Source organism: Micrococcus sp. (genome assembly GCF_034179925.1).
Lineage (GTDB): Bacteria > Actinomycetota > Actinomycetes > Actinomycetales > Micrococcaceae > Micrococcus.
Genome location: NZ_JAXFPG010000037.1, coordinates 60128 through 83432 on the forward strand (window position 1 = coordinate 60128; position 23305 = coordinate 83432).

At 73.6% G+C, this 23305-nt stretch carries 24 protein-coding genes; 6 read left to right on the top strand and 18 right to left on the bottom strand.

What is annotated here, in order from left to right; genetic code table 11:
• Positions 1-54: 54 nt before the first annotated feature.
• Complete coding sequence (locus SPI96_RS07445; RefSeq protein ID WP_321081733.1) at positions 55-1206, top strand: ADP-ribosylglycohydrolase family protein; 1152 nt, start codon at positions 55-57, stop codon at positions 1204-1206.
• A gap of 54 nt (positions 1207-1260) precedes the next feature.
• Here the strand turns inward: SPI96_RS07445 and SPI96_RS07450 are convergent, their stop codons facing one another.
• From SPI96_RS07450 to clpS, 7 genes are read right to left on the bottom strand one after another with little or no spacing between them, the layout of a single operon-like run.
• Entirely contained in the window at positions 1261-2361 is a 1101-nt protein-coding gene (locus SPI96_RS07450) for an exonuclease domain-containing protein (RefSeq protein WP_321081734.1), read from the bottom strand.
• Complete coding sequence (rdgB, locus tag SPI96_RS07455) at positions 2358-3002, bottom strand: RdgB/HAM1 family non-canonical purine NTP pyrophosphatase (RefSeq protein ID WP_321081735.1); 645 nt, start codon at positions 3000-3002, stop codon at positions 2358-2360. Before rdgB ends, SPI96_RS07450 begins: the two co-directional genes overlap by 4 nt.
• A complete protein-coding gene (rph, locus tag SPI96_RS07460) occupies positions 2999-3754 on the bottom strand; it encodes a ribonuclease PH (RefSeq protein WP_321081736.1) in 756 nt (251 codons plus the stop codon). Before rph ends, rdgB begins: the two co-directional genes overlap by 4 nt.
• Positions 3755-3775: 21 nt before the next feature.
• Positions 3776-4588 (bottom strand): MBL fold metallo-hydrolase, encoded by an 813-nt coding sequence (locus SPI96_RS07465; protein ID WP_321081737.1) that lies wholly within the window; start codon positions 4586-4588, stop codon positions 3776-3778.
• Positions 4585-5535: a glutamate racemase gene (gene murI / locus SPI96_RS07470; RefSeq protein WP_321081738.1), complete on the bottom strand. Its 951-nt coding sequence runs from the start codon at positions 5533-5535 to the stop codon at positions 4585-4587. Before murI ends, SPI96_RS07465 begins: the two co-directional genes overlap by 4 nt.
• Entirely contained in the window at positions 5532-6197 is a 666-nt protein-coding gene (locus SPI96_RS07475; protein ID WP_321081739.1) for a DUF2017 family protein, read from the bottom strand. Before SPI96_RS07475 ends, murI begins: the two co-directional genes overlap by 4 nt.
• A gap of 10 nt (positions 6198-6207) precedes the next feature.
• The gene (gene clpS, locus SPI96_RS07480) at positions 6208-6561 is read right to left on the bottom strand and encodes an ATP-dependent Clp protease adapter ClpS (RefSeq protein ID WP_321081740.1); all 354 of its coding nucleotides are present in this window, start codon (positions 6559-6561) and stop codon (positions 6208-6210) included.
• 65 nt (positions 6562-6626) lie between these two features.
• On the opposite strand from clpS, the gene SPI96_RS07485 reads away from it, so the two are divergent.
• Both SPI96_RS07485 and SPI96_RS07490 read left to right on the top strand, forming a co-directional pair.
• The gene (locus SPI96_RS07485; RefSeq protein WP_414601928.1) at positions 6627-7997 is read left to right on the top strand and encodes a nicotinate phosphoribosyltransferase; all 1371 of its coding nucleotides are present in this window, start codon (positions 6627-6629) and stop codon (positions 7995-7997) included.
• A gap of 3 nt (positions 7998-8000) precedes the next feature.
• On the top strand, positions 8001-8687 hold the full coding sequence (locus tag SPI96_RS07490; RefSeq protein ID WP_321081741.1) for an isochorismatase family protein: 687 nt from the start codon (positions 8001-8003) through the stop codon (positions 8685-8687).
• Between the two features lie 13 nt (positions 8688-8700).
• On the opposite strand, the gene SPI96_RS07495 is transcribed toward SPI96_RS07490, so the two are convergent.
• The 5 genes from SPI96_RS07495 to SPI96_RS07515 all read right to left on the bottom strand — a co-directional run bounded on the left by SPI96_RS07495 (position 8701) and on the right by SPI96_RS07515 (position 14304).
• Positions 8701-10533, bottom strand: coding sequence for a DEAD/DEAH box helicase (locus SPI96_RS07495; RefSeq protein WP_414601929.1), 1833 nt, complete (start codon positions 10531-10533; stop codon positions 8701-8703).
• On the bottom strand, positions 10526-10870 hold the full coding sequence (locus SPI96_RS07500; RefSeq protein ID WP_321081742.1) for a DUF3039 domain-containing protein: 345 nt from the start codon (positions 10868-10870) through the stop codon (positions 10526-10528). The genes SPI96_RS07495 and SPI96_RS07500 overlap by 8 nt, the downstream gene beginning before the upstream one ends.
• 23 nt (positions 10871-10893) lie before the next feature.
• Complete coding sequence (locus SPI96_RS07505; RefSeq protein WP_321081743.1) at positions 10894-12522, bottom strand: Tat (twin-arginine translocation) pathway signal sequence; 1629 nt, start codon at positions 12520-12522, stop codon at positions 10894-10896.
• Positions 12513-13283 (bottom strand): ABC transporter ATP-binding protein, encoded by a 771-nt coding sequence (locus tag SPI96_RS07510; protein WP_321081744.1) that lies wholly within the window; start codon positions 13281-13283, stop codon positions 12513-12515. Before SPI96_RS07510 ends, SPI96_RS07505 begins: the two co-directional genes overlap by 10 nt.
• A gap of 67 nt (positions 13284-13350) precedes the next feature.
• Positions 13351-14304 carry a co-chaperone YbbN gene (locus SPI96_RS07515; RefSeq protein ID WP_321081745.1) on the bottom strand — a complete coding sequence of 318 codons (954 nt, stop codon included), beginning with the start codon at positions 14302-14304 and terminating at the stop codon, positions 13351-13353.
• Positions 14305-14801: 497 nt separating this feature from the next.
• Between SPI96_RS07515 and SPI96_RS07520 the strand changes: the two genes are divergently transcribed.
• Positions 14802-15899, top strand: coding sequence for an AI-2E family transporter (locus SPI96_RS07520; RefSeq protein ID WP_321081746.1), 1098 nt, complete (start codon positions 14802-14804; stop codon positions 15897-15899).
• Between the two features lie 12 nt (positions 15900-15911).
• On the opposite strand, the gene SPI96_RS07525 is transcribed toward SPI96_RS07520, so the two are convergent.
• Positions 15912-16268, bottom strand: coding sequence for a hypothetical protein (locus SPI96_RS07525; RefSeq protein ID WP_321081747.1), 357 nt, complete (start codon positions 16266-16268; stop codon positions 15912-15914).
• 104 nt (positions 16269-16372) lie between these two features.
• Between SPI96_RS07525 and nucS the strand changes: the two genes are divergently transcribed.
• Both nucS and SPI96_RS07535 read left to right on the top strand, forming a co-directional pair.
• Positions 16373-17068 carry an endonuclease NucS gene (gene nucS / locus SPI96_RS07530; RefSeq protein WP_321081748.1) on the top strand — a complete coding sequence of 232 codons (696 nt, stop codon included), beginning with the start codon at positions 16373-16375 and terminating at the stop codon, positions 17066-17068.
• 67 nt (positions 17069-17135) lie between these two features.
• Positions 17136-18404, top strand: coding sequence for an N-acetylglucosamine-6-phosphate deacetylase (locus SPI96_RS07535; protein ID WP_321081749.1), 1269 nt, complete (start codon positions 17136-17138; stop codon positions 18402-18404).
• Between the two features lie 62 nt (positions 18405-18466).
• Here SPI96_RS07535 and SPI96_RS07540 read toward each other — a convergent pair whose 3' ends face one another.
• From SPI96_RS07540 to atpA, 5 genes are all read right to left on the bottom strand, one after another.
• The gene (locus tag SPI96_RS07540; protein ID WP_321081750.1) at positions 18467-18895 is read right to left on the bottom strand and encodes a DUF2550 domain-containing protein; all 429 of its coding nucleotides are present in this window, start codon (positions 18893-18895) and stop codon (positions 18467-18469) included.
• A 15-nt stretch (positions 18896-18910) separates the two neighbouring features.
• A complete protein-coding gene (locus SPI96_RS07545) occupies positions 18911-19180 on the bottom strand; it encodes a F0F1 ATP synthase subunit epsilon (protein WP_321081751.1) in 270 nt (89 codons plus the stop codon).
• 3 nt (positions 19181-19183) lie between these two features.
• Entirely contained in the window at positions 19184-20641 is a 1458-nt protein-coding gene (gene atpD, locus SPI96_RS07550) for a F0F1 ATP synthase subunit beta (RefSeq protein ID WP_321081752.1), read from the bottom strand.
• A 53-nt stretch (positions 20642-20694) separates the two neighbouring features.
• Entirely contained in the window at positions 20695-21585 is an 891-nt protein-coding gene (locus tag SPI96_RS07555; RefSeq protein WP_321081753.1) for a F0F1 ATP synthase subunit gamma, read from the bottom strand.
• 83 nt (positions 21586-21668) lie between these two features.
• A complete protein-coding gene (atpA, locus tag SPI96_RS07560; RefSeq protein WP_321081767.1) occupies positions 21669-23297 on the bottom strand; it encodes a F0F1 ATP synthase subunit alpha in 1629 nt (542 codons plus the stop codon).
• Between the last annotated feature and the right edge of the window lie 8 nt (positions 23298-23305).

Here is a 23305-nt window from a genome sequence, read left to right on the forward strand (position 1 = left end):
ACTCTAGGGAGGGCGGCGGACACGATAGCCGACGCCGGCTCGTAGCATGGGCGCATGAGCCGCCCCTCCTCCCCCGACCCCGACTCCCCCGCCGCTCTGCCCGGTCCCGTGCACGCCGACCGGGTGCTGGCGCTGCTGGCCGCCGGGGCCGCCGGGGACGCGATGGGCGGCGTCGTGGAGTTCCTGCCGGCCACGGGCATCGTGGCCGCCCACGGGCCGGCCGGGATCACCGACCCGGAGGAGCTGCTGGCCGTGGAGGCCACCCCCGTGCTGCCCGTCACGGACGACACGCAGATGACCCTCTATGTGCTGGACGGGCTGCTCGAGTGGATCGAATGGCAGAACCAGGGCGTCCAGGCCGACCCCGCCGCATGCGTGTGGCTGGCCTGCCTGCGCTGGTGGGCCACCCAGAACGGCCACCTGCCCGAGGGCGCCCCGCCCGCGCCGCCGCGCTGGATCGACGACCACACGGTGCTGCACGTGCGCCGGGCCCCCGGCAACGCGTGCCTGTCCGGGCTCGGTGCGCCGGGCATGGGCCTGCCCGGGGACCCGTGCAACCCGGACGCCAAGGGCAGCGGGACCGTCATGCGCTCGGCCCCCTACGGCATGGTGCCGGGCCTGGAGGACCGCCACGTCGTCTCCCTCGCCCGCCAGGGGGCGGTGCTCAGCCACGGGCACCCGACCGCGTGGACCGCGGCCGCGGCGTTCGCGCTCACGATCGCCGAGCTGCTGCGCGGGGCGGACCTGCCGTCCGCCGTCGACCACGCCCTGGCCTGGCTGGGCACCGTCGGGGAGGATGCGGAGCAGACCCGGGCCGCACTGGAGGCGGCCGTCTCCCTGGCCGGCACGGTGAATGGCGACGTCGGCGCCCCCGGTGCCCTGCCGGAGGCCCTCGGGGAGGGCTGGGTGGCCGAGGAGGGCCTGGGCGTCGCCGTCTACGCGGCCCTCACCGCGCAGGCCGCGCACCCGCAGGCCCCGGCCGAGGCGCTCGGCCTCGCCCTGCGGATCGCGGTGAACCACGACGGCGGCTCGGACACCACCGCCTCACTCACCGGGCAGCTGCTCGGGGCCGCCCACGGCACCGCCGTGTTCGGGCATGCGGACCCGCAGGACACCGCCGGGGCTGAGGTCAGTGTGCCCGGCTGGATCGCCGAACGGGACGTGGTGCTCGAGGCCGCCCGCCGCTGGCGCGCCGCGACCACCTGAGCCCCGCAGTCGCCGGCAGCTCGAAGCAGTCCCCCCGACAGCCCCAGGCGGACCTCAGCGCGGCGGCTGCGGCCAGGCCCCGCCGATCATCTGCAGGAACTCGGCCTCGGTGACCAGCGCGATCGCCTGCCCCTGGGCGCGGCGACGCAGTGCATCGCGGGTCTTGCGGTGCCCCAGCGCCCCGGTCACCGCCTCCGGCCGCCCGGCCCCCTCGCCGGTGGGCCGCTGCAGATCCGCCGCCTCGAAGCCATCCCCCACCACGAGCATGGTGGTGGCCGCATTCACCCGGTTCGCGGTCTGCGCCCCGTGGTGTGCCGCCCGCTGCTTGGCCGCCTGTCGGGACATCGCGATCCCACCGGTGAACACCACCGTCTGCCGGTACAACGGATGGCCCGGGGCGGCGTCGGGGTTCGGGGGCGGGTTGACGCCCTCGTCCGGCCAGCGCATGAAGTCCGGCATCACCCGCTCGTCCCGCAGGGGCACCCGCGCGTCGAACAGGTCCGCCATGCCGCGGGCCTGCCGGGTGGCCCGGGACTCCTGCTCCGGCCCGGCCGGGTGCCCGTGCAGGCGGCTGCGCCGCATCCCCTGGGAGTGCAGCAGCGCGTCCACACCGCCGCCGTCCGGGCCCACCGCCCGGCGGGTCAGGTCCACCAGCACCGCCGCGCACGCCTCAGCGTCCGCGAGCGCGTCGTGGTGCCGCCCGGGGGTGAACCCGGCCTCCGCAGCGGCGGAGGGCAGGGCGTAGGAGGCGAGATCGTAGATACGGCGGCAGAGCGCGAGCGTGCAGGCGTAGTCGAGGGAAGGCACGTCCGCGCCGGAAACCTCCAGAGCGGACTCGATCACGCCGAGGTCGAAGGCGGCGTTGTGCGCCACGAGGACATCCTCGCCGATGAACGCGGCGATCTGCTCCCAGAGCTCGCCGAAGCGCGGGGCCCGGGCCACCTGCTCGGCGAGGATGCCGTGGATGCGCACGTTGCGCGGGTCGAAGCGGTCGAAGCCGGCCGGCGGGCGCATCAGCCAGCTGGCCCACTCCACCATCACACCCTCGCGCACCCGCACCAGGCCCACCGCGCACGGCGAGCCGCGGAAGCCGTTGGCGGTCTCGAAGTCGATGGCGGTGAACGCCAGGCCCGGCACCGGGGCGGCGGCGCTCACGAGGCGGGGGTGAGCGCGGCCACCAGGTGCGGCAGCAGCGCGTCGAACGCCTGGCCCCGGTGGCTGATCGCGTTCTTCTCCTCAGGGCTGAGCTGGGCGGTGGAGCGCGTCTGGCCGGCCGGGCGGAGGATCGGGTCGTACCCGAAGCCGCCCTCCCCCACGGGCTCACGCAGCAGCGTGCCCTCGAGGCGGCCGAGCTCCACGTGCTCGGGCCCGCCGGGCACGGCCAGCGCGGCGGCACACACGAACGTGGCCCCGCGGTGCTCGTCCGGGACGTCCGCGAGCTGGTCCAGCAGCAGCCGGAGGTTGGCGGCGTCGTCCCCGTGGCGGCCGGCCCACCGGGCGGAGAAGATCCCCGGGGCCCCGCCGAGCACGTCCACGGCCAGGCCCGAGTCGTCCGCGACGGCCACCAGACCGGTGTGGGCGGCGACCTGGCGGGCCTTCTTCAGCGCGTTCTCCTCGAACGTCACCCCGTCCTCCACGACGTCCGGGGCGTCCACGGCGCCGGCGTCCACCACGGCGGTCTCGACGTCCAGCTCCGGCAGGGCCGCGGCGAGCAGGGCCCGCAGCTCCCGGACCTTGCCCTGGTTGCGGGTGGCGAGCACGACGCGCGCCCCCTCCGGGACGGCCGCGCCGCTCATGCGGCCTCCCCGCCGAGGGTGGCGGCCTGGATGCGGGCGAGCTCGGCGGTGCCGTGCAGGGCCAGGTCCAGCAGGGTGTCCAGCTCGGCGCGGTCGAACGGGGTGCCCTCGGCGGTGCCCTGGACCTCCACGAACCGGCCGGAGCCGGTGACCACCACGTTCATGTCCGTCTCTGCCCGCACGTCCTCCACGTAGGGCAGGTCCAGCATGGGGGTGCCGTCGATGATCCCCACGGACACGGCGGAGACCGAGTCCGTGAGTACGGCGGCGTCCGCGGCGAGGATCCGCTCCCGGCGGGCCCAGGCCACGGCCTCGGCGAGGGCCACATAGGCACCCGTGACGGCGGCGGTGCGGGTGCCGCCGTCGGCGTCGAGGACGTCGCAGTCCAGGACGATCGTGTTCTCGCCGAGGGCGGACAGGTCGATGACGGCGCGCAGGGACCGGCCGATCAGGCGGGAGATCTCATGGGTGCGGCCGCCGATCTTGCCCTTGACCGACTCACGGGCGTTCCGCTCCGAGGTGGCCCGTGGGAGCATCGCGTACTCGGCGGTGACCCAGCCGGTGCCCTGGCCCTTGAGCCAGCGGGGCACACCCTCCGTGAAGGAGGCGGTGCACAGCACCCGGGTGCCGCCGAACTCCACGAGCGCGGAGCCCTCGGCCTGGCGGGAGAACCCGCGGGTGATGGTGATGGGGCGCAGCTCGTCGACGGCGCGCCCGTCCTGGCGGGTCACGGCGGAGGGGGTCTGGGTCATGGCCCCCAGTCTAGGGGCGGCTCAGACGCGATAGCCCAGGCCCGAGGCCGCCACGGACAGCGGGCCGTCGTAGGCGGCGGAGGCCTCCCGGACGGTCGCGGCCGGGTCGTTCCACACGGGCAGGTGGGTCAGCAGCAGGGATCGGGCCCCGGCCTGGGAGGCCGCCTGGCCCGCACGCAGCCCGGTCAGGTGGACGCCCCGGAGGGCATCGTCCCGGCCCTCGTGGAAAGCGGCCTCGCAGAGGAAGAGGTCCGCATCCCGGGCCGCCTCCACCAGGCCCTCGCACTCGTCGGTGTCGCCCGAGTAGGTGAGCACGCGGGTGCGGACGGTGCCGTCCTCACCGGTCACCTCAGCGGATACCCGCAGCGCGTACGCCTCCTCGATGGGGTGGCGCACCGGGTGGGGGGTGATGCTGAACGGGCCGAGGGTCTCGGTGTGCCCGGGCCTCCACGTGGTGAACGCGAAGTCCGGGTGCATGCCCGGGTCCGGGTCCATCCCGTAGGCCTCGGCCAGGCGGTCGGCGGTGGCCGCCGGGCCCAGCACCGGGATCCGCCCGCGGGACCAACCGTCCGGGTGCCAGCGCACCGCCACGTGCAGGCCGCACAGGTCCATGCAGTGGTCCGGGTGCAGGTGGGAGAGCAGCACCCCGTCGATCTGGTCCAGGCGGATGTGGCGCTGCAGCACGCCCAGGGCACCGTTGCCCAGGTCCAGGAGGATCCGCCAGGGGCGGGTGCCGCCGTCCTCGGCCGGGCCCTGCGCCGTCAACAGGTAGCAGGAGGCCGGCGAGCCCGGCCCGGGGAAGGAGCCGGAGGCTCCGATGACCGTCAGCCTCATCGGGTGCCCTCCTGCTCCATCTCCCGGCGCAGCCGCGCCAGCACGTCCGGGGTCAGCGCCGTCAGGGACGCGGTGGGGTACCGCTCCCGGATCGGCTCCAGACGGCTGACCTGCCCCACCTCGGGACCGAGGAAGCGCCGGGCCAGGGCCTGGAAGTGCTCGGAGTCCCCCGTGGCCGCGAACCGGTGGTCGGGCACAGCAGCGGACCCGGCCGCCGCATGCGGGTGCTCGAGGCCGTGGCGCACCAGGGCGCGGTAGAGGTCCTTGGCGGTCTCCTCCGCGGAGGAGACGAGCGTGACGTCCTCGCCCATCACGAACGACAGCGCACCGGTGAGCAGCGGGTAGTGGGTGCAGCCGAGCACGAGGGTGTCCACCCCGGCGGCCCTGAGCGGAGCCACATACTGTTCGGCGGTCTCCAGCAGCTCCGGGCCGGTGGTCACCCCCGCCTCCACGAACTCCACGAACCGGGGGCACGCTGCCGAGGTGACCTGCAGGTGCGGGGCCGCGGAGAACGAGTCCTCGTAGGCGCGCGAGCCCACGGTCGCCGCCGTTCCGATCACTCCGATCCGGCCGTTGCGCGTGGCCGCCACCGCCCGGCGCACGGCCGGCTGGATGACCTCCACCACGGGGATCCCGAGCCGGCCCGTGTAGCGCTCGCGTGCATCACGCAGCACCGCCGCCGAGGCCGTGTTGCACGCGATCACCAGGGCCTTGACGCCGGCGTCGACGAGCTCGTCCATGATGCCCAGGGCCAGGGCGCGCACCTGGGCGATCGGCCGCGGCCCGTAGGGGGCGCGCGCGGTGTCCCCCACGTACATGATCGGCTCGTGGGGCAGCTGGTCCATGATCGCCCGGGCGACGGTCAGCCCGCCCACCCCGGAGTCGAACACCCCGATGGGCGCGGTGGGGCCCGCCGCCGGTCGGTCCGTGTTCTGCGTCCCGTTCATTCCGGGCTCCCCTCATCCGTGGTGCCGGGCCCTGAGGGGCCGTCGTCGGGCAGCTCGCGGAGCATCTCCTCCATGAGGGTCTCGAGCAGCCAGGTGGTGAAGTTGTACAGCAGGGCCATCGTGGACTCCACGTCCTCGGCGCGCCGCCAGTGGTCCACGTCGTGGATGCGGGCGGCGTCCTCGTCCGTCTCCACGCCCAGGCGGGCGGCGAGCACGAGGCGCACGTCGTTGAGGGCGCGGCCGAAGGACGCGGCGTGCTCGGGGGCCACGCTCAGGCGGGTGGAGCGCAGCACCTCGAGGGCGCGCCGGGCGTCGTCGAGCTTGGCGTCCGTGACGGCGTCCTCGGTCAGCGCCCGCTGGCGGGCGGCCTCCTCCGGGGCGGCGTCCGGGAGGGAGTCCGGCAGCAGACGGGCGACGGCGGCGTCCTCCGGGGCAGCCCGGCCCCCCTCCCGGCCCACGTCCAGGCCGCCCACGAGTGACCAGAACGGGTCCGCGGCGTCGTGCCCGGCCGGCGGGGCGTCCGCGGCGTCGGCGCGCACCTGCTCGCGGCGGCCCTCCAGCAGCGTCACCACGTCCTTGACGAGCCCGCGCAGCAGGCGCACCTCCGCCTGCTCGAGGTCGGCCTCGTAGCCGCGCGGGGTCCAACGGAACCTCTGTGCCACCGGGCCCCCCTCAGTCCTCGTCCTGTTCGAGCGTGGCCCACAGTCCGTAGCCGTGCAGGGCGCCCACGTGCCCCTCAGCGACCTCCCGGCCGCCGGTGAACACCACGGACCGTCCGCGCTCGTGGACCTCCAGCATCAGGGCGCGGGCCCGCGCACTGGAGTACCCGAAGTGGGAGCGGAACACGTAGGACACGTAGCTCATCAGGTTCACCGGGTCGTTCCAGACGACCACATTCCAGGGCCGGGCCGTGGAGAGGTCCTCGCGAGGGCGCTCCAGCAGGGCGGTGTCCGACCCGGCGCCGTGCTCGGGGCCGGGCAGCGACGCTCGGGGTCGTCCCTGGTCGGCGGGATGGTGGGCACGCATGGGCACAGTCTAGAGCCGCCGGACATGCCCGTCAGCGCGGGTGGGCCGTCGGCTAGGGTGAGCATGTGAGCCAGACCGTGCAGAACGAGACCGTCCAGCCTCCGACCCCGGCGGGGGGTGCCGCCGACTGGCGCATCCCCACCGCCCTCATGACGGACCACTACGAGCTGACCATGCTCCAGGCCGCCCTGAAGGCCGGGACCGCCCACCGGCGCAGCCGCTTCGAGCTGTTCTCCCGCCGCCTGCCCGACGGCCGCCGCTACGGCGTGGTCGCCGGCACCGGCCGGGCACTGGAGGGGCTGGCCCGCTTCCGCTTCCACACCGCCGAGCTGGACCTGCTCGCGAACCGGGGCGTGGTGGACGATCACACCCTCGAATGGCTGCGCGGCTTCCAGTTCTCCGGGGACATCGTCGGCTACGCCGAGGGTGAGGCCTACTTCCCCGGCTCCCCCATCCTCCAGGTGGAGTCCACCTTCGCGGAGGCCTGCATCCTCGAGACGTACCTGCTCTCGATCCTCAACTACGACTCCGCCGTGGCCTCGGCCGCCTCGCGCATGACCGCCGCAGCCGGCGAGCGCCCGTGCGCGGAGATGGGCTCGCGCCGCACCCACGAGGAGTCCGCCGTGGCCGCCGCCCGCGCCGCCGCGATCGCCGGGTTCACCGCCACCTCCAATCTGGAGGCCGCCCGCCGCTACGGCCTGCCCACCGTCGGCACCGCCGCCCACTCCTTCACCCTGCTGCACGACTCCGAGCGGGCCGCGTTCGAGGCCCAGGTGGCCGCGCTCGGCCCCGCCACCACCCTGCTCGTGGACACCTACGACGTCGAGCAGGGGGTGCGCACCGCCGTCGAGGTGGCCGGACCCAGCCTGCGCAACGTGCGCCTGGACTCCGGCGACCTCGTGGAGCAGGCCCACCGGGTGCGGGAGCTGCTCGACAGCCTCGGCAACACCTCCACCGGGATCATGGTGACCTCGGACCTCGATGAGTACGCCATCGCGTCCCTGCGTTCGGCCCCCGTGAACTCCTACGGCGTGGGCACCCGTCTGGTGACCGGTTCCGGGGCCCCCACTGCGGCCATGGTGTACAAGCTCGTGGCCCGTCAGGGCGAGGACGGCACCTGGGTGGACGTGGCCAAGGCCTCCTCCGGCAAGGCCTCCCACGGTGGCCGCAAGGACGCCGCCCGCCGACTCGACCGCACCGGCCGCGCCACCGCCGAGCTGGTCGGCGTGAACCGCCGCCCCCACGTGGACGCCGACGACCGCCCGCTGCTGCAGGAGTTCGTGCGCGGCGGCGAGCTGCTGCCGGGCTGGATCGGCCCGGAGGCCGTCACCCGCGCCGCCGAGCGCCACGCCGCGTCCCTGCGGGAGCTGCCGCCGGCTGCGGCCCGCCTGCAGCCGGGCGAGCCCGTGATCCCCACCGTGTTCCAGGAGGACTGACCTATGGCCGAGAACCGCGCCTTCGTGATCGTGGACGTGCAGAACGACTTCTGCGAGGGCGGTGCGCTGGCCGTGACCGGCGGGGCCGACGTCGCCGCCGCGATCGCCGACCACCTCGATGAGGCCCGCCCGGAGTACGCGGCCGTGATCGCCACCCGCGACTGGCATGTGGACCCGCACCCGCACTTCGCGGCCTCCGCCCTGGACCCGGCCGGGGCTGAGCCGGACTTCGTGCGCACCTGGCCGGTGCACTGCGTGGCCGGCACCCCGGGTGCCGAGCTGCACCCGGATCTCTCCGCCGAGGACCTCGACCTCGACGCCGAGTTCCTCAAGGGCCAGCACTCGGACGGCTACTCGGGCTTCGACGGCCACGCTGGGGACCCGGACGCCGTCCGCGCCGGCGAGGAGGCGTCCGCCGCCGCCGGCCCCTACGGTGCCACCAGAGGCGCGGCGCAGGCGGCCGAGGGCGGCCCTGGCCTGGACGAGTGGCTGCGCGAGCACGACATCGAGGCGATCACCGTGGTGGGGATCGCCACGGACCACTGCGTGCGCGCCACCGTGCTCGACGGCCTCGAAGCCGGGTACGAGGTGACGGTGCGGACCGACCTGTGCGCCGGCGTCGACGAGGCCGCCTCCCAAGCCGCCCTGCACGAGATGGAGGCCGCCGGCGCCCTGCTCCGCGAGGGCTGAGCCCCCGCGCCGCTCAGGTGCGCCCGACGAACCAGCCGCGCAGGGTCTCCAGGCGCTTCTCCAGCTGCTCCTTCGAGGCCTGCGCCACGGCCGGGCCGCCGGAGATCTCCCGGAGCCGGTTGTGGATCACCCCGTGCGGCTGCCCCGAGCGGGCCGCCCACGCGGAAACGGACTTGGACAGCTCCGAGCGCAGCTCCTTCATGCGGCGGTGGTCGACGACGTCGCGCGGCTCGGCCGGGGCCGCCGCCTTCGGCTTGCGCCGGATCTGCTCCTGCTGGCGCTGGCGCAGCAGCGCGGACACCTGCTCGGCATCCAGCAGGCCCGGGATGCCCAGGAAGTCCAGCTCCTCTTCCGAGCCCACGGCCCCGCCGAGGCCGAACTCACCGCCGTCGAACAGGACCTTGTCGAAGCTCGCCTGGGACTCCAGGGCCTGGAACCGCTCCCGGGTGAGGGCGTCCGAGCCGCGCTCGGCCCGGTTGGCCTCGGCGATCTGGTCCTCCTCCGGGGCGTCCTCCAGGGATTCGAAGTCCTCGACGCCGACGGCCCCCTCCCTGCGGTCCAGGGCGTGGTCCCGCTCGAGCTCCATCTCGTTGGCCAGCAGCATCAGCTGTGGTACCGAGGGCAGGAACACGGAGGCCATCTCCCCGCGGCGCCGCGAGCGCACGAAGCGCCCCACCGCCTGCGCGAAGAACAGGGGCGTGGAGGTGGAGGTGGCGTAGACGCCCACGCAGAGCCGGGGCACGTCCACGCCCTCGGACACCATGCGCACGGCCACCATCCAGCGCTCGTCCGAGGCGGCGAACTCCTCGATGCGGTCCGAGGCGCCCTTGTCGTCGGAGAGGATGACCGCCGGGCGCTGGCCCGTGAGCGCCTGCAACTGCGCGGCGTAGGCCTTGGCGTCCTGGTGGTCGGTGGCGATCACCAGACCGCCGGCGTCGGGCACGTTGCGGCGCACCTCCGTGAGGCGCCGGTCCGCCGCGCGCAACACGGCCGGGATCCACTCGCCGGCCGGGTCCAGGGCGGTACGCCAGGCGGAGGCGGTGATGTCCTTGGTGGCGGCCTCGCCCAGCTGCGCCTCCATGACCTCACCGGTGGAGGTCTTCCAACGCATCTGCCCCGAGTAGGCCATGAAGATCACCGGACGCACCACGTGGTCCCGCAGGGCGGGCCCGTAGCCGTAGGTGTAGTCCGCCTTGGAGCGCTCGATGCCGTCCTGGCCGAGCTCGTAGCGGACGAACGGGATGGTTGCGGTGTCCGAGCGGAAGGGGGTGCCGGTCAGGGACAGGCGGCGGGTGGCCGGCTCGAACGCCTCCCGGATTCCCTCGCCCCAGCTCAGCGCGTCGCCGCCGTGGTGGATCTCGTCGAGGATCACGAGGGTCTTGGCGGCCTCCGTGCGGTTGCGGTGCAGCACCGGCTTGTTCGCCACCTGGGCGTAGGTGAGGGCGACGCCGCGGTACTCGGCCCCGTGGCGCCCGTCGGCGTTCTTGAAGTTGGGGTCGATCGCGATGCCCACGCGGGCGGCGTTGTCCGCCCACTGGCGCTTGAGGTGGTCGGTGGGGGCCACCACGGTGAGCCGCTGCACCACGCCCGAGTCGAGCAGGATCTTGGCCACGCGCAGCGCGAAGGTCGTCTTGCCCGCGCCGGGGGTCGCCACGGCCAGGAAATCCTGCGGGGCCTCCGTGAGGTACTTCTCCAGGGCCTCCTGCTGCCACTGGCGCAGCTTGCCGGCGGTGCCCCAGGCGGCGCGCTCGGGCAGCGCCGGGGGGAGGTCCTCGCCGACGTGGAAGAGGTCCTGCTGGGCCGGCTCGGGGGCGGCGCCGCTCGGGTCCGAGCGGCGCTCAGCCACGTCCGCGACCGAAGAAGCCGCCGCGCTTGCCGCCGCCCTGACCGCCGCCGTCGCCGTCCTGGGGGTCGCGCAGACCGTCATAGATCTCCTGGCAGGTGGGGCACACGGGGAACTTGTTCGGGTCCCGGCCCGGCACCCACACCTTGCCGCAGAGGGCGATCACGGGCTCGCCGGAGAGGGCGGACTCCATGATCTTCTCCTTGCGCACATAGTGCGCGAAGCGCTCGTGGTCCCCCGGCTCGACGTCCTGGAGCTGCCGTTCGCGCTCCAGGACGGAGGTGCCGCCGCCGGCCGGGGACAGCGGATCGTTCTCGAAGGGGTCCGAGGGAATGCTCATGGCCCCGGAGTCTACCCAGTCCCTCACCAGGCCTTCACGGCCTGGAAGGTCTCCGCCTGGGCGCGGTCGTACCAGGCCCCGCCCCAGCGGATGCCCAGCCACAGCGCGAGGGCACCCCAGCCCGGGCCCACGGCCAGCAGCGCCCAACCGAGCACCGGCCCCTGCCCGAACACGTAGACGCCGGCCATCACCAGCAGCGGCAGGCACACCAGCACGGAGGCCGCGACGGTGGCCAGCTGGACCAGCATGATGCGCATCATGGCACCCTGCGGGGTGGCCAGCGGGGAGTCACCCGGCTTGGGCACCGGGTAGATGAACCGGGCCGAGACGAACGAGGCCAGCCCGAGCATGGTCAGGAACGTGCCCACCGAGAAGCCCAGCAGCGCCGGCAGGTGGTGCCAGGTGCCCGGCACGGCCACGCCGACGACGGAGATGACCACCACCAGCGGCAGGGCCCACAGCCCCAGGGCCAGGGCGCGGCCGGCGCGGTCGTGGACCCCGTCCATGCCGGAGAGCACATGCAGGTGGAAGGCGGTGTAGTCGTAGGCGATGTCCGCGGAGATCGCGAAGCCCAGCGTCCAGGCCACCAACGGGGCCAGCAGGTACAGCGCCCAGGCAGCGATCCCCTCGCCCTCCCAGGTGGAGCCCATCCACAGCAGCAGGACGGCGAACGCCGGCAGCACCAGCAGGGAGCCGGAGTAGCGGGGGTCCTTGAGCCAGTAGACGAGGGCGCGGGCGGCCACCGCGGTGGTGGGGCCGGTGGCCGGGCGACCGAACACCCGCAGGGGCCTGTCCTGCGCGGCCGTGTCCCCGCGGCGTGCCCGAGCGGAGCCGCCGCCGCGGGTGGGCGCCGGCTCGACGACCCGTCGGATCGCCAGGGCCCACAGGCCGAGGGCCGCGGCGCACCAGGCCAGGGCGAGCACCGCGAACAGCACGGCCCGGGCCGGGGCCCCGGCGGCCGCGGCGTCCACCGCCGCGAAGGCCGCGCCGAACGGGGTCCAGGCGAGCACCTGGGCGACCGAGACGCCCAGGGCGAGCAGCTCGTCGAGGGACTCCAGCAGCTGGGCGAAGGCGAACCCGCTGAGCATCAGCGGCACGAGCACCAGGATGGAGATGAGCTCGCGCACCCGACGCCGGCCGGTCACCGCCGCCAGCAGGCCCGCCGTGCCGTAGCAGAGCGCCACGGCCGTCACGGTGGCCACGAGGGCCGCCGGCAGGCTCACCGCCAGCAGGGCGGGGCGGTCCCACCAGGAGGCGCCCAGGGCCAGCATCACCACCAGCGTCAGCGCCCCGAGGGGGGTGGTGAGGGTGCCGGCCAGCAGGCCGGCCACGAGGGAGGATCGACGCATCGGGTAGACGGCGAAGCGCACCGGGTCCAGGGTGGCGTCCACCCCTGTGAACAGGGGCGGCAGCACCGTCCAGCCCAGCACGATCACCGAGGCCACCAGCAGGCCGATGGTGCCGCGCAGCGGGTCCGGGCCCATGTCCGGCAGGCCCATCAGCAGCCCCATGGAGACGCCGACGGCCACGCCGAGCAGGTACAGGGCGCCGAGCACCGAGAAGATCATCGTCGAGGTCGAGCGGCGCCAGCTGTTGGTGGTGAGCGCCCAGCGCAGGTGCACGAGGGTGCCGATGTGCTCCGTCACAGCCATGAGAGCCCCTCCGAGGTGTGTCGGCCGCCCACGAGCTCCACGAACCGGTCCTCGAGGTCGTGCCCGTCGCGGACCTCCTCCAGCGTGCCGGCGGCCCGCAGGGTGCCGTCGGCGATCACCGCCACGTGCGTGCACATGCGCTGGACGAGGTCCATGACGTGGCTGGAGACGATCACCGTGCCGCCGCGCTCCACATAGGAGTGCAGGATGTCCCGGATGTTCGCCGCGGAGACCGGGTCCACGGCTTCGAAGGGCTCGTCCAGCACGAGCACGTCCGGGGCGTGGACCATGGCCGCGGCCAGGCAGACCTTCTTGGTCATGCCCGCCGAGTAGTCCACCACGAGCGTGCGGCCGGCGTCCTGGAGGTCCATCACGCGCAGCAGGTCCTCGGTGCGTTGGGCCACGGTGTCCGCGTCGATGCCGTGGAGCAGGCCCGCATAGGTGACCAGCTGTGCGCCGGTGAGGCGGTCGAAGGTGCGCACGCCATCGGCCAACACGCCGACGCGGCGTTTGGCCTGACGGGGCTGCTCCCACATGTCCACACCGTGGATCCAGGCACGGCCGGTGTCCGGGCGCAGCAGGCCGGTGGCCATGGACAGCGCGGTGGTCTTGCCGGCGCCGTTCGGGCCGACCACCCCGTAGAAGGAGCCAGCCGGCACGTCCAGGTCCAGCCCGTCGAGGGCGACCTTGGCACCGAAGCGTTTACTCAGCCCCCGGGTGACGAGGGCGAGGGAGGGGTCCGGGGCGTCATGGGCTCGCATGCCTCCACGCTAGCAACCGCGCGCCCCGCACCCCGGCGCGTGTCCCGGATCAGTGCGCGTGCCCGGATCAGTACAGCGCGGCCGCCAGGCGACGGCGCGAGGCGTGCACGCGCGGGTCCTCCCCGCCGACCACCGTGTACAGCTCCACCAGGTGGGCCCGGGCCGTCTCCCGGTCCTCGCCCGGGTGGGCGGCCACAAAGCGGACCAGGCGTCCGAAGGCGTCCTCCACGTGCCCGCCGAGCACGTCGAGGTCGGCCACGGCGATCTGCGCGCCGACGTCGTCCGGCCGCTCAGCACCTGCCGTGCGCACCGCGGCGGCGTCCATGCCCTGCGTGCGCAGCATCAGGCGGGCGCCGGCGAGCCCCTGCTGGGCGGCGGCGTCGGCCGGGGCCTCCTGCAGAGCCTTCTCCCAGGCTTCGACGGCGGCGGGCAGGTCGCCTGCGGCCAGGGCCTCGTGCGCGGCACGGTGGGCCGGGGGCACCGGCGGCTCCGCGGCGGCCGGAGCCTGCCCCTCCCGGGCAGGTGCCACTGGCGGCACCGTGCCGGCCACACCGTTCTGCCGGGCGACCTCCTGGATCTGCCCGATCAGCTGGTCCAGCACCTCGGGTGGCACCTGCTGGTTCACCAGCGGCACCGGCTGGCCGGCCACCACCCCCATCACGGCCGGCCCGGCGGCCAGGCCGAGGGCCTGCAACACGGAGGGGTCCGCGATGACGTCCACCCGGGCCATCACGAGGGCACCGCCACGGGCATCCACGGCGTCGGCGAACTGCCGGTACAGGGCATCACTGGTGGCGTCCCCGGGCACATGCAGGTGCAGCAGCACCGGCACCTGCACGGAGAGCTGGAGCAGCTGCTGGAGCATCCGCTGGTCCGCGTCCGGCACCACCCAGGAGCCCTGCCCTGGCTCCCCCGGCTGGGCGGTCCCGCCCGCGGCCGCCGGGCGGGGGGCGGCCAAGGAGGACAGGTCGACGGCGCCGCGCAGGTGGGCGGGCGGACCGGAGGGGGGCTGAGCGGTCACGGTGCGGTCCTTCCAGGGTCGTCGGGCGCCCTCCGGGGACGGTCCGGGGGGCGCGATGCCGCCTCCACCGTAGTACGCCGGCCGACGCCGGCCGCTGTCCCGTCCGCGCCCTGCCGTACGCTGTGCGCGTGAACCGAGACCAGGACGACCCCGCCTCGGAGGGAACCCCTGCGGGGGCCGCCTCCGCTTTCCCGGACCCCGCGGGCCCGGCGTCGAGCCCCGAGGAGGCCGCCGCCTCCGCGCGGCCGGGACCGCGGACGCACTCGGGACCGCCACCGTCCAGCCCCAGCGCCAGGGACGGCGGTGCGGGAGAACCCGCCACCAGGGAGGGCAACGGCAGAGAAGGCACCGTCGGGCAGGGCCTTGCGCAGGAGCCCGGCCAGGGCTGCCCCCCGGACTCCCCCCAGGGACAGCGTTCCCGCCTCTCCCGCGGCCGGCTGCGCCGCCGGCTGGGCACGATCATCCGGCACCGCGACCCCTGGCTGCCCGAGATCACCGTGCTGCCCTCCTCCGGCGAGAGCGCCCTCCGCCCCACCGCCGCCCCCGGGCCGACCACTGTGCTGCTGCGCGCCCCCGTGGCCACCGGATTCCTGGCGACCACTGGCGTGTTCCTGGCGCTCGCCGTCGTCTGGGTGCTGCAGACCAACGGGTCCCTGCTCGTGTGGATCGCCGCAGCCCTGTTCATCGCCCTCGGGCTGGACCCGATCGTCCGGGCCGTCGAGCGCCGCGGCGCCCCCCGCTGGGCCGGAGTGCTGCTGGCGGCCCTGGGCCTGGCCTCACTCGCGTCCGCGTTCATCGCACTGCTGGTGCCCACCGTGGTCGAGCAGTCCACCCAGCTCGTGCAGGACCTGCCCGCCACCGTGGACTCGGTGATGGCCACCCCGTGGTTTGTGTTCCTCGACGAGCACTTCCAGATCCAGCACGCAGTGCGCGACGCCCTCGCCCGCCCCACCACGGACGGTGCCGCCGTCACGGACCTGTTCGGCGGGCTGGTGGGCCTGGGCCGCACCGTGATGAACGCGATGTTCTCCACGGTCGTGGTGGTGGTGCTCACCCTGTACTTCCTGGCCTCCCTGCCGCACATGAAGTACTGGGTGTACCGGCTGGCCCCGCGCTCCAAACGGGACCGGGTGCAGGAGCTCGGCGAGAAGATCACCTCCTCCGTGGGCCACTACGTGATGGGCCAGACGATGGTCGCCCTGCTCAACGGCTCGGTGGCGTTCATCGCCATGACCGTGGCCGGCACCCCGTTCCCGGTGCTGCTGGCGTTCGTGGCCGCGATCCTCGCCTTCATCCCCTTGGTCGGAGCCGTCACCGGCGGGCTGATCCTCACCGCCGTCAGCCTGATGGTGTCGTGGGAGACGGCCGCCCTGTTCGCGGCGATCTACTTCATCTACCTGCAGGTGGAGGCCTATGTGGTGTCCCCGCGCGTGATGGCCAGGGCCGTCTCGGTGCCCGCCGCGGTCGCCGTGATCGCCGTGATCGCCGGCGGGGCGCTGCTGGGTGTGCTCGGCGCGCTCATGGCCATCCCGACGGCGGCCGCCGTGCTGCTGCTCGTGCGCGAGGTGGTCGTGCCCCGCCAGGACGCCCGCTGACCTGCCCGGTGCTCAGCGGGAGGCGCGGGTGCGCCAGCAGGTGGGATGCCAGTGGCGGCGGTCCGCGCCGGCGTCCTCGTCACCCATGATCCAGTCTGAGCGCCACGCCACCAGATGCGGCTGGCCGGCGGGGATCCGCCGCCCGCAGCCCGGGCATGTGTAGTCCTTCACGGCCCGCCAGGCCGGGATCTGCCGCACATGCCAGCCGCCGTCCGACCCCGTCTGGTGCTCGTAGCCGGTGTCCAGGCCGAGGGCCTGCTCGAACGGGTCCGCCCGCCCGGGCCCGGCACGACGGCGGCCGCCTCCCCCGGCGGAGCGCTCGCCCCGGCGGGCCGCAGCGGAGCGGCGGGGGCGGTTGGAACGGGGCATGGGCTCCATGCTGGCACATCACTGACGCCTCGGGTGGGCCGCTGGCCCCGTCAAGAGCGCCTGCACCGCCGGGAGCGCCCCGGCCTGAGCCCTAGACTGGGGCGGTGCGTCTTGTCATCGCCCGCTGCTCCGTGACCTACGAGGGCCGCCTCAACGCCCACCTGCCCTCCGCCACCCGTCTGCTGATGGTCAAGGCGGACGGGTCCGTGCTCGTGCACTCGGACGGCGGCTCCTACAAGCCCCTGAACTGGATGTCCCCGCCGGCCACCCTGCACGTGGAGGAGCCCACCGCCGAGCTCGCCGAGCAGGGGGTGACCCAGGTGTGGCGGGTGCAGGCCAAGAAGACGGACGACCGCCTGCTGGTGCACCTCGAGGAGATCCTCTCGGACGTCTCCCACGACCTCGGCGTGGACCCGGGCCTGGTGAAGGACGGCGTCGAGGCCGACCTGCAGCGCCTGCTGGCCGAGCAGATCGGCCTGCTGGGCGAGGGCCACACCCTCGTGCGCCGCGAGTACATGACGGCGATCGGCCCGGTGGACATTCTCGCCCGTGGCCCCGGAGGGCAGACGGTCGCGGTGGAGCTCAAGCGCCGCGGGGACATCGACGGCGTGGAGCAGCTCACCCGCTACCTCGAGCTGATGAACCGGGACCCCCTGCTGGCGCCGGTGAGCGGGGTGTTCGCCGCGCAGCAGATCAAGCCGCAGGCCCGCACGCTGGCCGAGGACCGCGGCATCCGCTGCCTCACCCTGGACTACGACGCGATGCGCGGCGTGGACGATGCCGAGTCCCGGCTCTTCTGAGGCCCGCTCCCCCACCGGGAAGCACAGCGCAGGAGAGCACACCACCGGGGCCGAGGAGAGAGCCCGCGTGGGTGATGCCCGGCACGGCGCCCTCCATGGTGCCCTCGGGCTCGGCCTGGCCGCCGACCCCACCGCCGATGCCCCGCGCTGGGCGGCCCTGTGGCGCCCCGCCCCGGACGGTGCCGACACCCCGGGCACCCTGGTGTGGTCCGGCCCGGAGGCGCGGCTGCCGCGCAAGCTGGCAGCCCGTGTGCCCCGCGGGGGCTGGGCCGCGGACGTGCTGCGGCTGACTCCCCCACTGACCGACCACCACGTCCACGGCGGGGACGGCGTGGACGCAGCCACCTCCCCCACCGCCGCGCTGCGCACATGGCTGGGGCGTCGGCGTCGTGCCGGGGTGGGCGCCGTGCTGGCCTCACTGCCGGCGCTGTCCGCCGCGGATCTGGCCGCCGCGCTCGAACGACTGGCGCCGCTGGTGCACGAGGGTGCGCTGGCCGGCGTCCATCTGGAAGGCCCCTTCCTCAGCCCGGCCCGTGCCGGGGCCCACCACCCCGGCGTGCTCTGCACCCCGGACTCCCCCGCCGGGCAGGCGGTGCTCGCGGTGCTGCGGCAGGTGCCCGAGGGTGTGGTGCGCACCGTGACGCTGGCCCCCGAGCTGCCCGGTGCCGAGCGCCTGGGCGCGGAACTGGCCGGCACCGGGATCGTGCCGTGCCCCGGGCACACCGACGCCGACGCCCGCACGATCGGCGCGGCGGTGGAGCGCTGGGCGGCGGCCTCCGAGGCGTGGTCGTCCGGGGCGGCGTCGTCAGCAGTGGGTCGAGAGCCCGTGGTGACCCACCTGTTCAATGCGATGCGGCCGTTCCACCACCGCGATCCCGGCCCCCTGCCGACCCTGCTGGCCGCGGCACGCCGGGGCCGGGTGCGCGCCGAGGTGATCGCCGACGGCGTCCACGTGGCCCCGGAGCTGCTGCAGCTGCTGTTCGAGGACCCCGCCCTGGCCCCGCAGCTCGTGCTGGTCTCGGACGCCGTGGCCGCCACGGACGCCCCGGCCGGGGTGGACCTGCGCCTGGGACCGGCGACGGTGCACGCCGGGGACGACGCCCCACGCCTGGGCCCGGCGTCTGCGGGGACGGAGGCGTGCCCGCCCCTGGCCGGTGGGGCGAGGGACCTGACGGCCTCGGTGTCCGCGCTGCTGCGGGCCGGCCTGCCCGCCGACGCGGTGCTCCGTGCCGCCGTGCACACCCCGCGCCGGAGCCTGCCGGAGCGGACCCCGCCGCCGGGGATCCTCGTGTGGACGCACGACGGCGGCCGCCGGGTCCTGTTGCCGGCGCCCTGAGTCGACGTCATCGCACCGGCACGCTGCGCCGGCGGCGCGGGGCCGACGTCGTGGGTGGCGGCTCAGGCCTGGCCGGGGGCGCGCCACCAGGAGCGGCACGCATGGGAGGGGCCGGCCTCAGCCCAGGCGCGCAACGCGCCGGCGTCGGCCTCGTCCACCTCCAGCACCAGGCCCGGCCCGTCCGGCCGGTCCGTCTCCCCCACGCCGAGGCGCACGCGCCCGGGTTCAGGGCTCTGCGGCAGACGGTTCAGGTCCAGCAGGTGGCGGGCGGTGGCCCACCGGGTGCGGCTCAGGCGCCAGCGGCCTGTGAGCCAGAGCCGTTCGGCGTCGTAGCGGCCCACGGCACGGCGACGCCGGCCCGACTCGTCCACCACCCAGGCCGGGAACGCGCCCGGGGCGCGCAGAAGGGCCCGGCGCCGCGCCCCGACCAGCAGCACCAGCAGTGCGCACACCGCCAGCACCCCGAACAGGAGCAGCACCAGACCCTTCATGTCAGGCGCAGCCGTTCAGGCCGCCTCGCCCAGATGGGCGGAGGAGGCGGCGATCACCACGCGGTCGTGGTCCACGGAGAAGAACCCGCCGCTGGCCTGCGCCGTGACGGTCCTGCCGTCCACGGTGCGCACCACGACCTCACCGTCACCCAGGACGGCGAGCATCGGGCTGTGGCCCGGGAGGATGCCGATCTCACCGTTGACGGTGCGCGCCGACACAGCTGACGCGGCACCGCTCCAGATGGCCTTCTCCTCCGAGACGATCTCCACTGCGAGCTCGGCCATGGATCAGCCCTCGGCCTGGATCTTCGCCCACGCGCGCTCGACGTCGTCCAGGCCACCCACGTTGTAGAAGGCCTGCTCGGCGACGTGGTCCATGTCGCCGTCGGCGATGGCCTTGAAGCCCTCCACGGTGTCCTTGACCGGCACGGTGGAGCCCTCGACGCCGGTGAACTGCTTGGCGGTGTAGGTGTTCTGCGAGAGGAACTGCTCGATCTTGCGGGCGCGGCCCACGGTGACCTTGTCCTCCTCGGAGAGCTCGTCCACACCGAGGATCGCGATGATGTCCTGCAGCTCCTTGTTCTTCTGCAGGATCTGCTTCACGCGGATCGCGACATCGTAGTGCTCCTGGCCCACGTACTGCGGGTCGAGGATGCGCGAGGTCGAGGCCAGCGGGTCCACCGCCGGGTACAGGCCACGGGAGGCGAGGTCACGGGTGAGGTTCGTGGTCGCGTCCAGGTGGGCGAACACGTTGGCCGGGGCCGGGTCCGTGTAGTCGTCCGCGGGCACGTACACGGCCTGCATCGAGGTGATGGAGTGACCGCGCGTGGAGGTGATGCGCTCCTGGAGCACACCCATCTCGTCGGCGAGGTTCGGCTGGTAGCCCACCGCGGAGGGCATGCGGCCCAGCAGAGTGGAGACCTCGGAGCCCGCCTGCGAGAAGCGGAAGATGTTGTCGATGAACAGCAGCACGTCCTGGTTCTGCACGTCGCGGAAGTACTCCGCCATGGTCAGCGCGGACAGGGCCACGCGCAGACGCGTTCCCGGCGGCTCGTCCATCTGGCCGAACACGAGGGCGGTGTCCTTGAGCACGTCCGCCTCGTCCATCTCGACCCAGAGGTCGTTGCCCTCACGGGTGCGCTCGCCGACGCCGGCGAACACAGAGGTACCGCCGAAGTTGCGGGCCACACGGGTGATCATCTCCTGGATGAGCACGGTCTTGCCCACGCCGGCGCCGCCGAACAGGCCGATCTTGCCGCCCTTGATGTACGGGGTCAGCAGGTCAATCACCTTGATGCCGGTCTCCAGCATCTCGGTGGAGCCCTCGAGGTCCGCGAAGTTCGGGGCCGGGCGGTGGATCGGCCAGCGGTCGGCCGCGTCCAGCTCCGCGCCAGGGATGTCCAGGGTCTCACCGAGCACGTTGAAGATGTGGCCCTTGACGGCGTCGCCCACGGGGACGGAGATCGGGGCACCGGTGTCCACGACGTCGGTGCCTCGCATCAGGCCGTCAGTGGACTGCAGCGAGATGGCGCGCACCATGTTCTCGCCGAGGTGCTGGGCGACCTCGAAGGTCACGGTGCGGGTCTCGCCGTTGAGGGTGATCTCGGTGGTGAGGGCGTTGTAGATCTCGGGCATCGCGTTCGCGGGGAACTCCGCGTCGATCACGGGGCCGATGACGCGGGCGACGCGCCCGGTGGCGCCGCGGGCGCCGGTGCCGGTGCCCTGGTCGGTGATGGTGGCAGTCATCTCTCTCACTTCTATCGTGTGTGGATGGCGAATCTGATGAGCCGGTGGGGAGCTCAGGAGTTGTTGAGCGCGTCCGCGCCCGCGATGAGCTCGGTGAGCTCCTGGGTGATCTCGGCCTGACGGGCGTTGTTCATCAGGAGCGTGTAGTCCTTGATGAGGCTCGTGGCGTTGTCACCGGCCGACTTCATGGCCCGCTGACGGTTGGCCAGCTCGGAGGCGGCCGACTGGAGCATGGCGTTGAAGATGCGCGACTCGATGTACTTGGGCAGCAGGGCGTCGAGGACCTCGTCCGCGTCCGGCTCGAACTCGTAGAGCGGAAGCATGTCCTCCTCCGAGGCCTCCTCTTCCACGACCTCCAGCGGAAGCAGGCGCAGGACCTTGGGGTTCTGCTTGACCATCGAGACGAACTCGGTGAAGACCACGTGGATCTCGTCCACGCCGCCGTCGGCGGTGTCCGTGACGAAGGCGTCCACGAGGGCCTCGCCGATCTCTATGGCGCGCTCGGCGTTGGGGGCGTCGGTCTGGCCGGTCCACAGACGGGCGTAGGAGCGGTCCCGGAAGTCGAAGTACGTCTGCGCCTTGCGGCCGACGACGTAGACGTCCGTGTCCTTGCCCTCCTCGTGCAGCCGGGTGAGCAGCCGCTCGGCCGTGCGCAGCACGTTCGCGGAGTAGGCGCCCGCGAGGCCGCGGTCGGACGAGAGGATGAGCACGGCGGCCCGGGTCGGGTTCTCCGGCTCAGTGGTCAGCACGTGATCGATCTCGTGCTGGCTGGAGACGGCGGTGACGGCGCGGGTGATCGCCTCCGCGTACGGCAGCGACTGGTTCACGCGCTCGCGCGCCCGAGTGATGCGCGAGGTCGCGATCAGCTCCATCGCCTTGAAGATCTTCTTCATCGACGAGGTCGATGCGATCTTCTGACGGTAGACCCGGATCTGGGCTCCCATGGGTGTCCTTTCCTGACGGGAGGGCGGTCCGGCGGCGGCCTGTGTTCAGGTCCGCCGCCGGACCACGGACTCACCGGCTGCGGTCAGCGCTTCTGCTTGGTGATGTGCTCCTGCGCGACCTGGTCCTCCGGGTTCGCGTCGGGGTCCTCCTGGCCGAGCGGGCTGCCGTCGGCAGTGCGGAAGCCCTTCTTGAACTCCACCATCTCGCTCTCGAGAGCGGAGAGGGCGTCGTCCTCGAGCTTGCCGGTCTCGGCGATCGCACCCAGCACCAGGCCCTTGTGGCGCAGGTGGTCCAGGAACTCGCGCTCGAAGCGCAGGACGTCCTCCACGTCCACCTCGTCCAGGTGGCCCTTGGAGCCGGCCCAGATCGACACGACCTGCTCCTCCACCGGGTACGGGGAGTACTGCGGCTGCTTGAGCAGCTCCATCAGGCGCTCACCGCGGGCGAGCTGGCGGCGGGTGGCCGGGTCCAGGTCCGAGGCGAACATGGCGAACGCCTGCTGGTCGCGGTACTGCGCGAGGTCCAGCTTCAGCGTGCCGGAGACCTTCTTCATGGCCTTGATCTGCGCGGCACCGCCCACGCGGGACACCGAGATGCCCACGTCCACGGCCGGGCGCTGGTTGGCGTTGAACAGGTCCGACTGCAGGAAGATCTGGCCGTCGGTGATGGAGATGACGTTGGTCGGGATGTACGCCGAGACGTCGTTTGCCTTGGTCTCGATGATCGGCAGGCCGGTCATCGAGCCGGCGCCCAGCTCGTCGGAGAGCTTGGCGCAGCGCTCCAGCAGGCGGGAGTGCAGGTAGAAGACGTCGCCCGGGTAGGCCTCGCGTCCCGGCGGACGGCGCAGCAGCAAGGACACGGCGCGGTAGGCCTCGGCCTGCTTGGAGAGGTCGTCGAAGATGATCAGCACGTGCTTGCCGCCGTACATCCAGTGCTGGCCGATGGCCGAGCCGGCGTAGGGGGCGAGGTACTTGAAGCCGGCCGGGTCGGAGGCCGGGGATGCCACGATGGTGGTGTACTCCAGGGCGCCGTGCTCCTCGAGGGTGGCGCGGACGCCGGCGATGGTGGAGGCCTTCTGACCCACGGCCACGTACACGCAGCGGACCTGCTTGGTGACGTCGCCGGACTCCCAGTTGGCCTTCTGGTTGAGGATCGCGTCCACGGCGATGGCGGTCTTGCCGGTCTGGCGGTCACCGATGATCAGCTGGCGCTGGCCGCGGCCGATCGGGATCATCGCGTCGATGGCCTTGATGCCGGTCTGCAGCGGCTCGTGCACGGACTTGCGCTGGGTCACGGTGGGCGCCTGCAGCTCGAGGGCGCGGCGGCCCTCGGGCTCGATCGGGCCCATGTCGTCCAGCGGCTGGCCCAGGGGGTCCACCACGCGGCCGAGGAAGGCGTCGCCCACCGGCACGGAGAGGATCTCCCCGGTGCGCTGCACCTCCATGCCCTCGCGGATCTCCTGGAACTCCCCGAGCACCACGACGCCGATCTCACGGGCGTCGAGGTTCTGGGCGAGGCCGAGGATGCCGTTCTCGAAGCGCAGCAGCTCGTTCGCCATGACGGAGGGCAGACCCTCCACCCGGGCGATGCCGTCCGCCGCGGAGATGACGCGGCCGACCTCGGTGCGCTCGGTGCCCGTCGGTTCGTAGGACGCCGCGAAGTCGTTCAAGGCATCGCGGACATCGTCGGCATTGATGGTCAGTTCGGCCATCTGCAGTC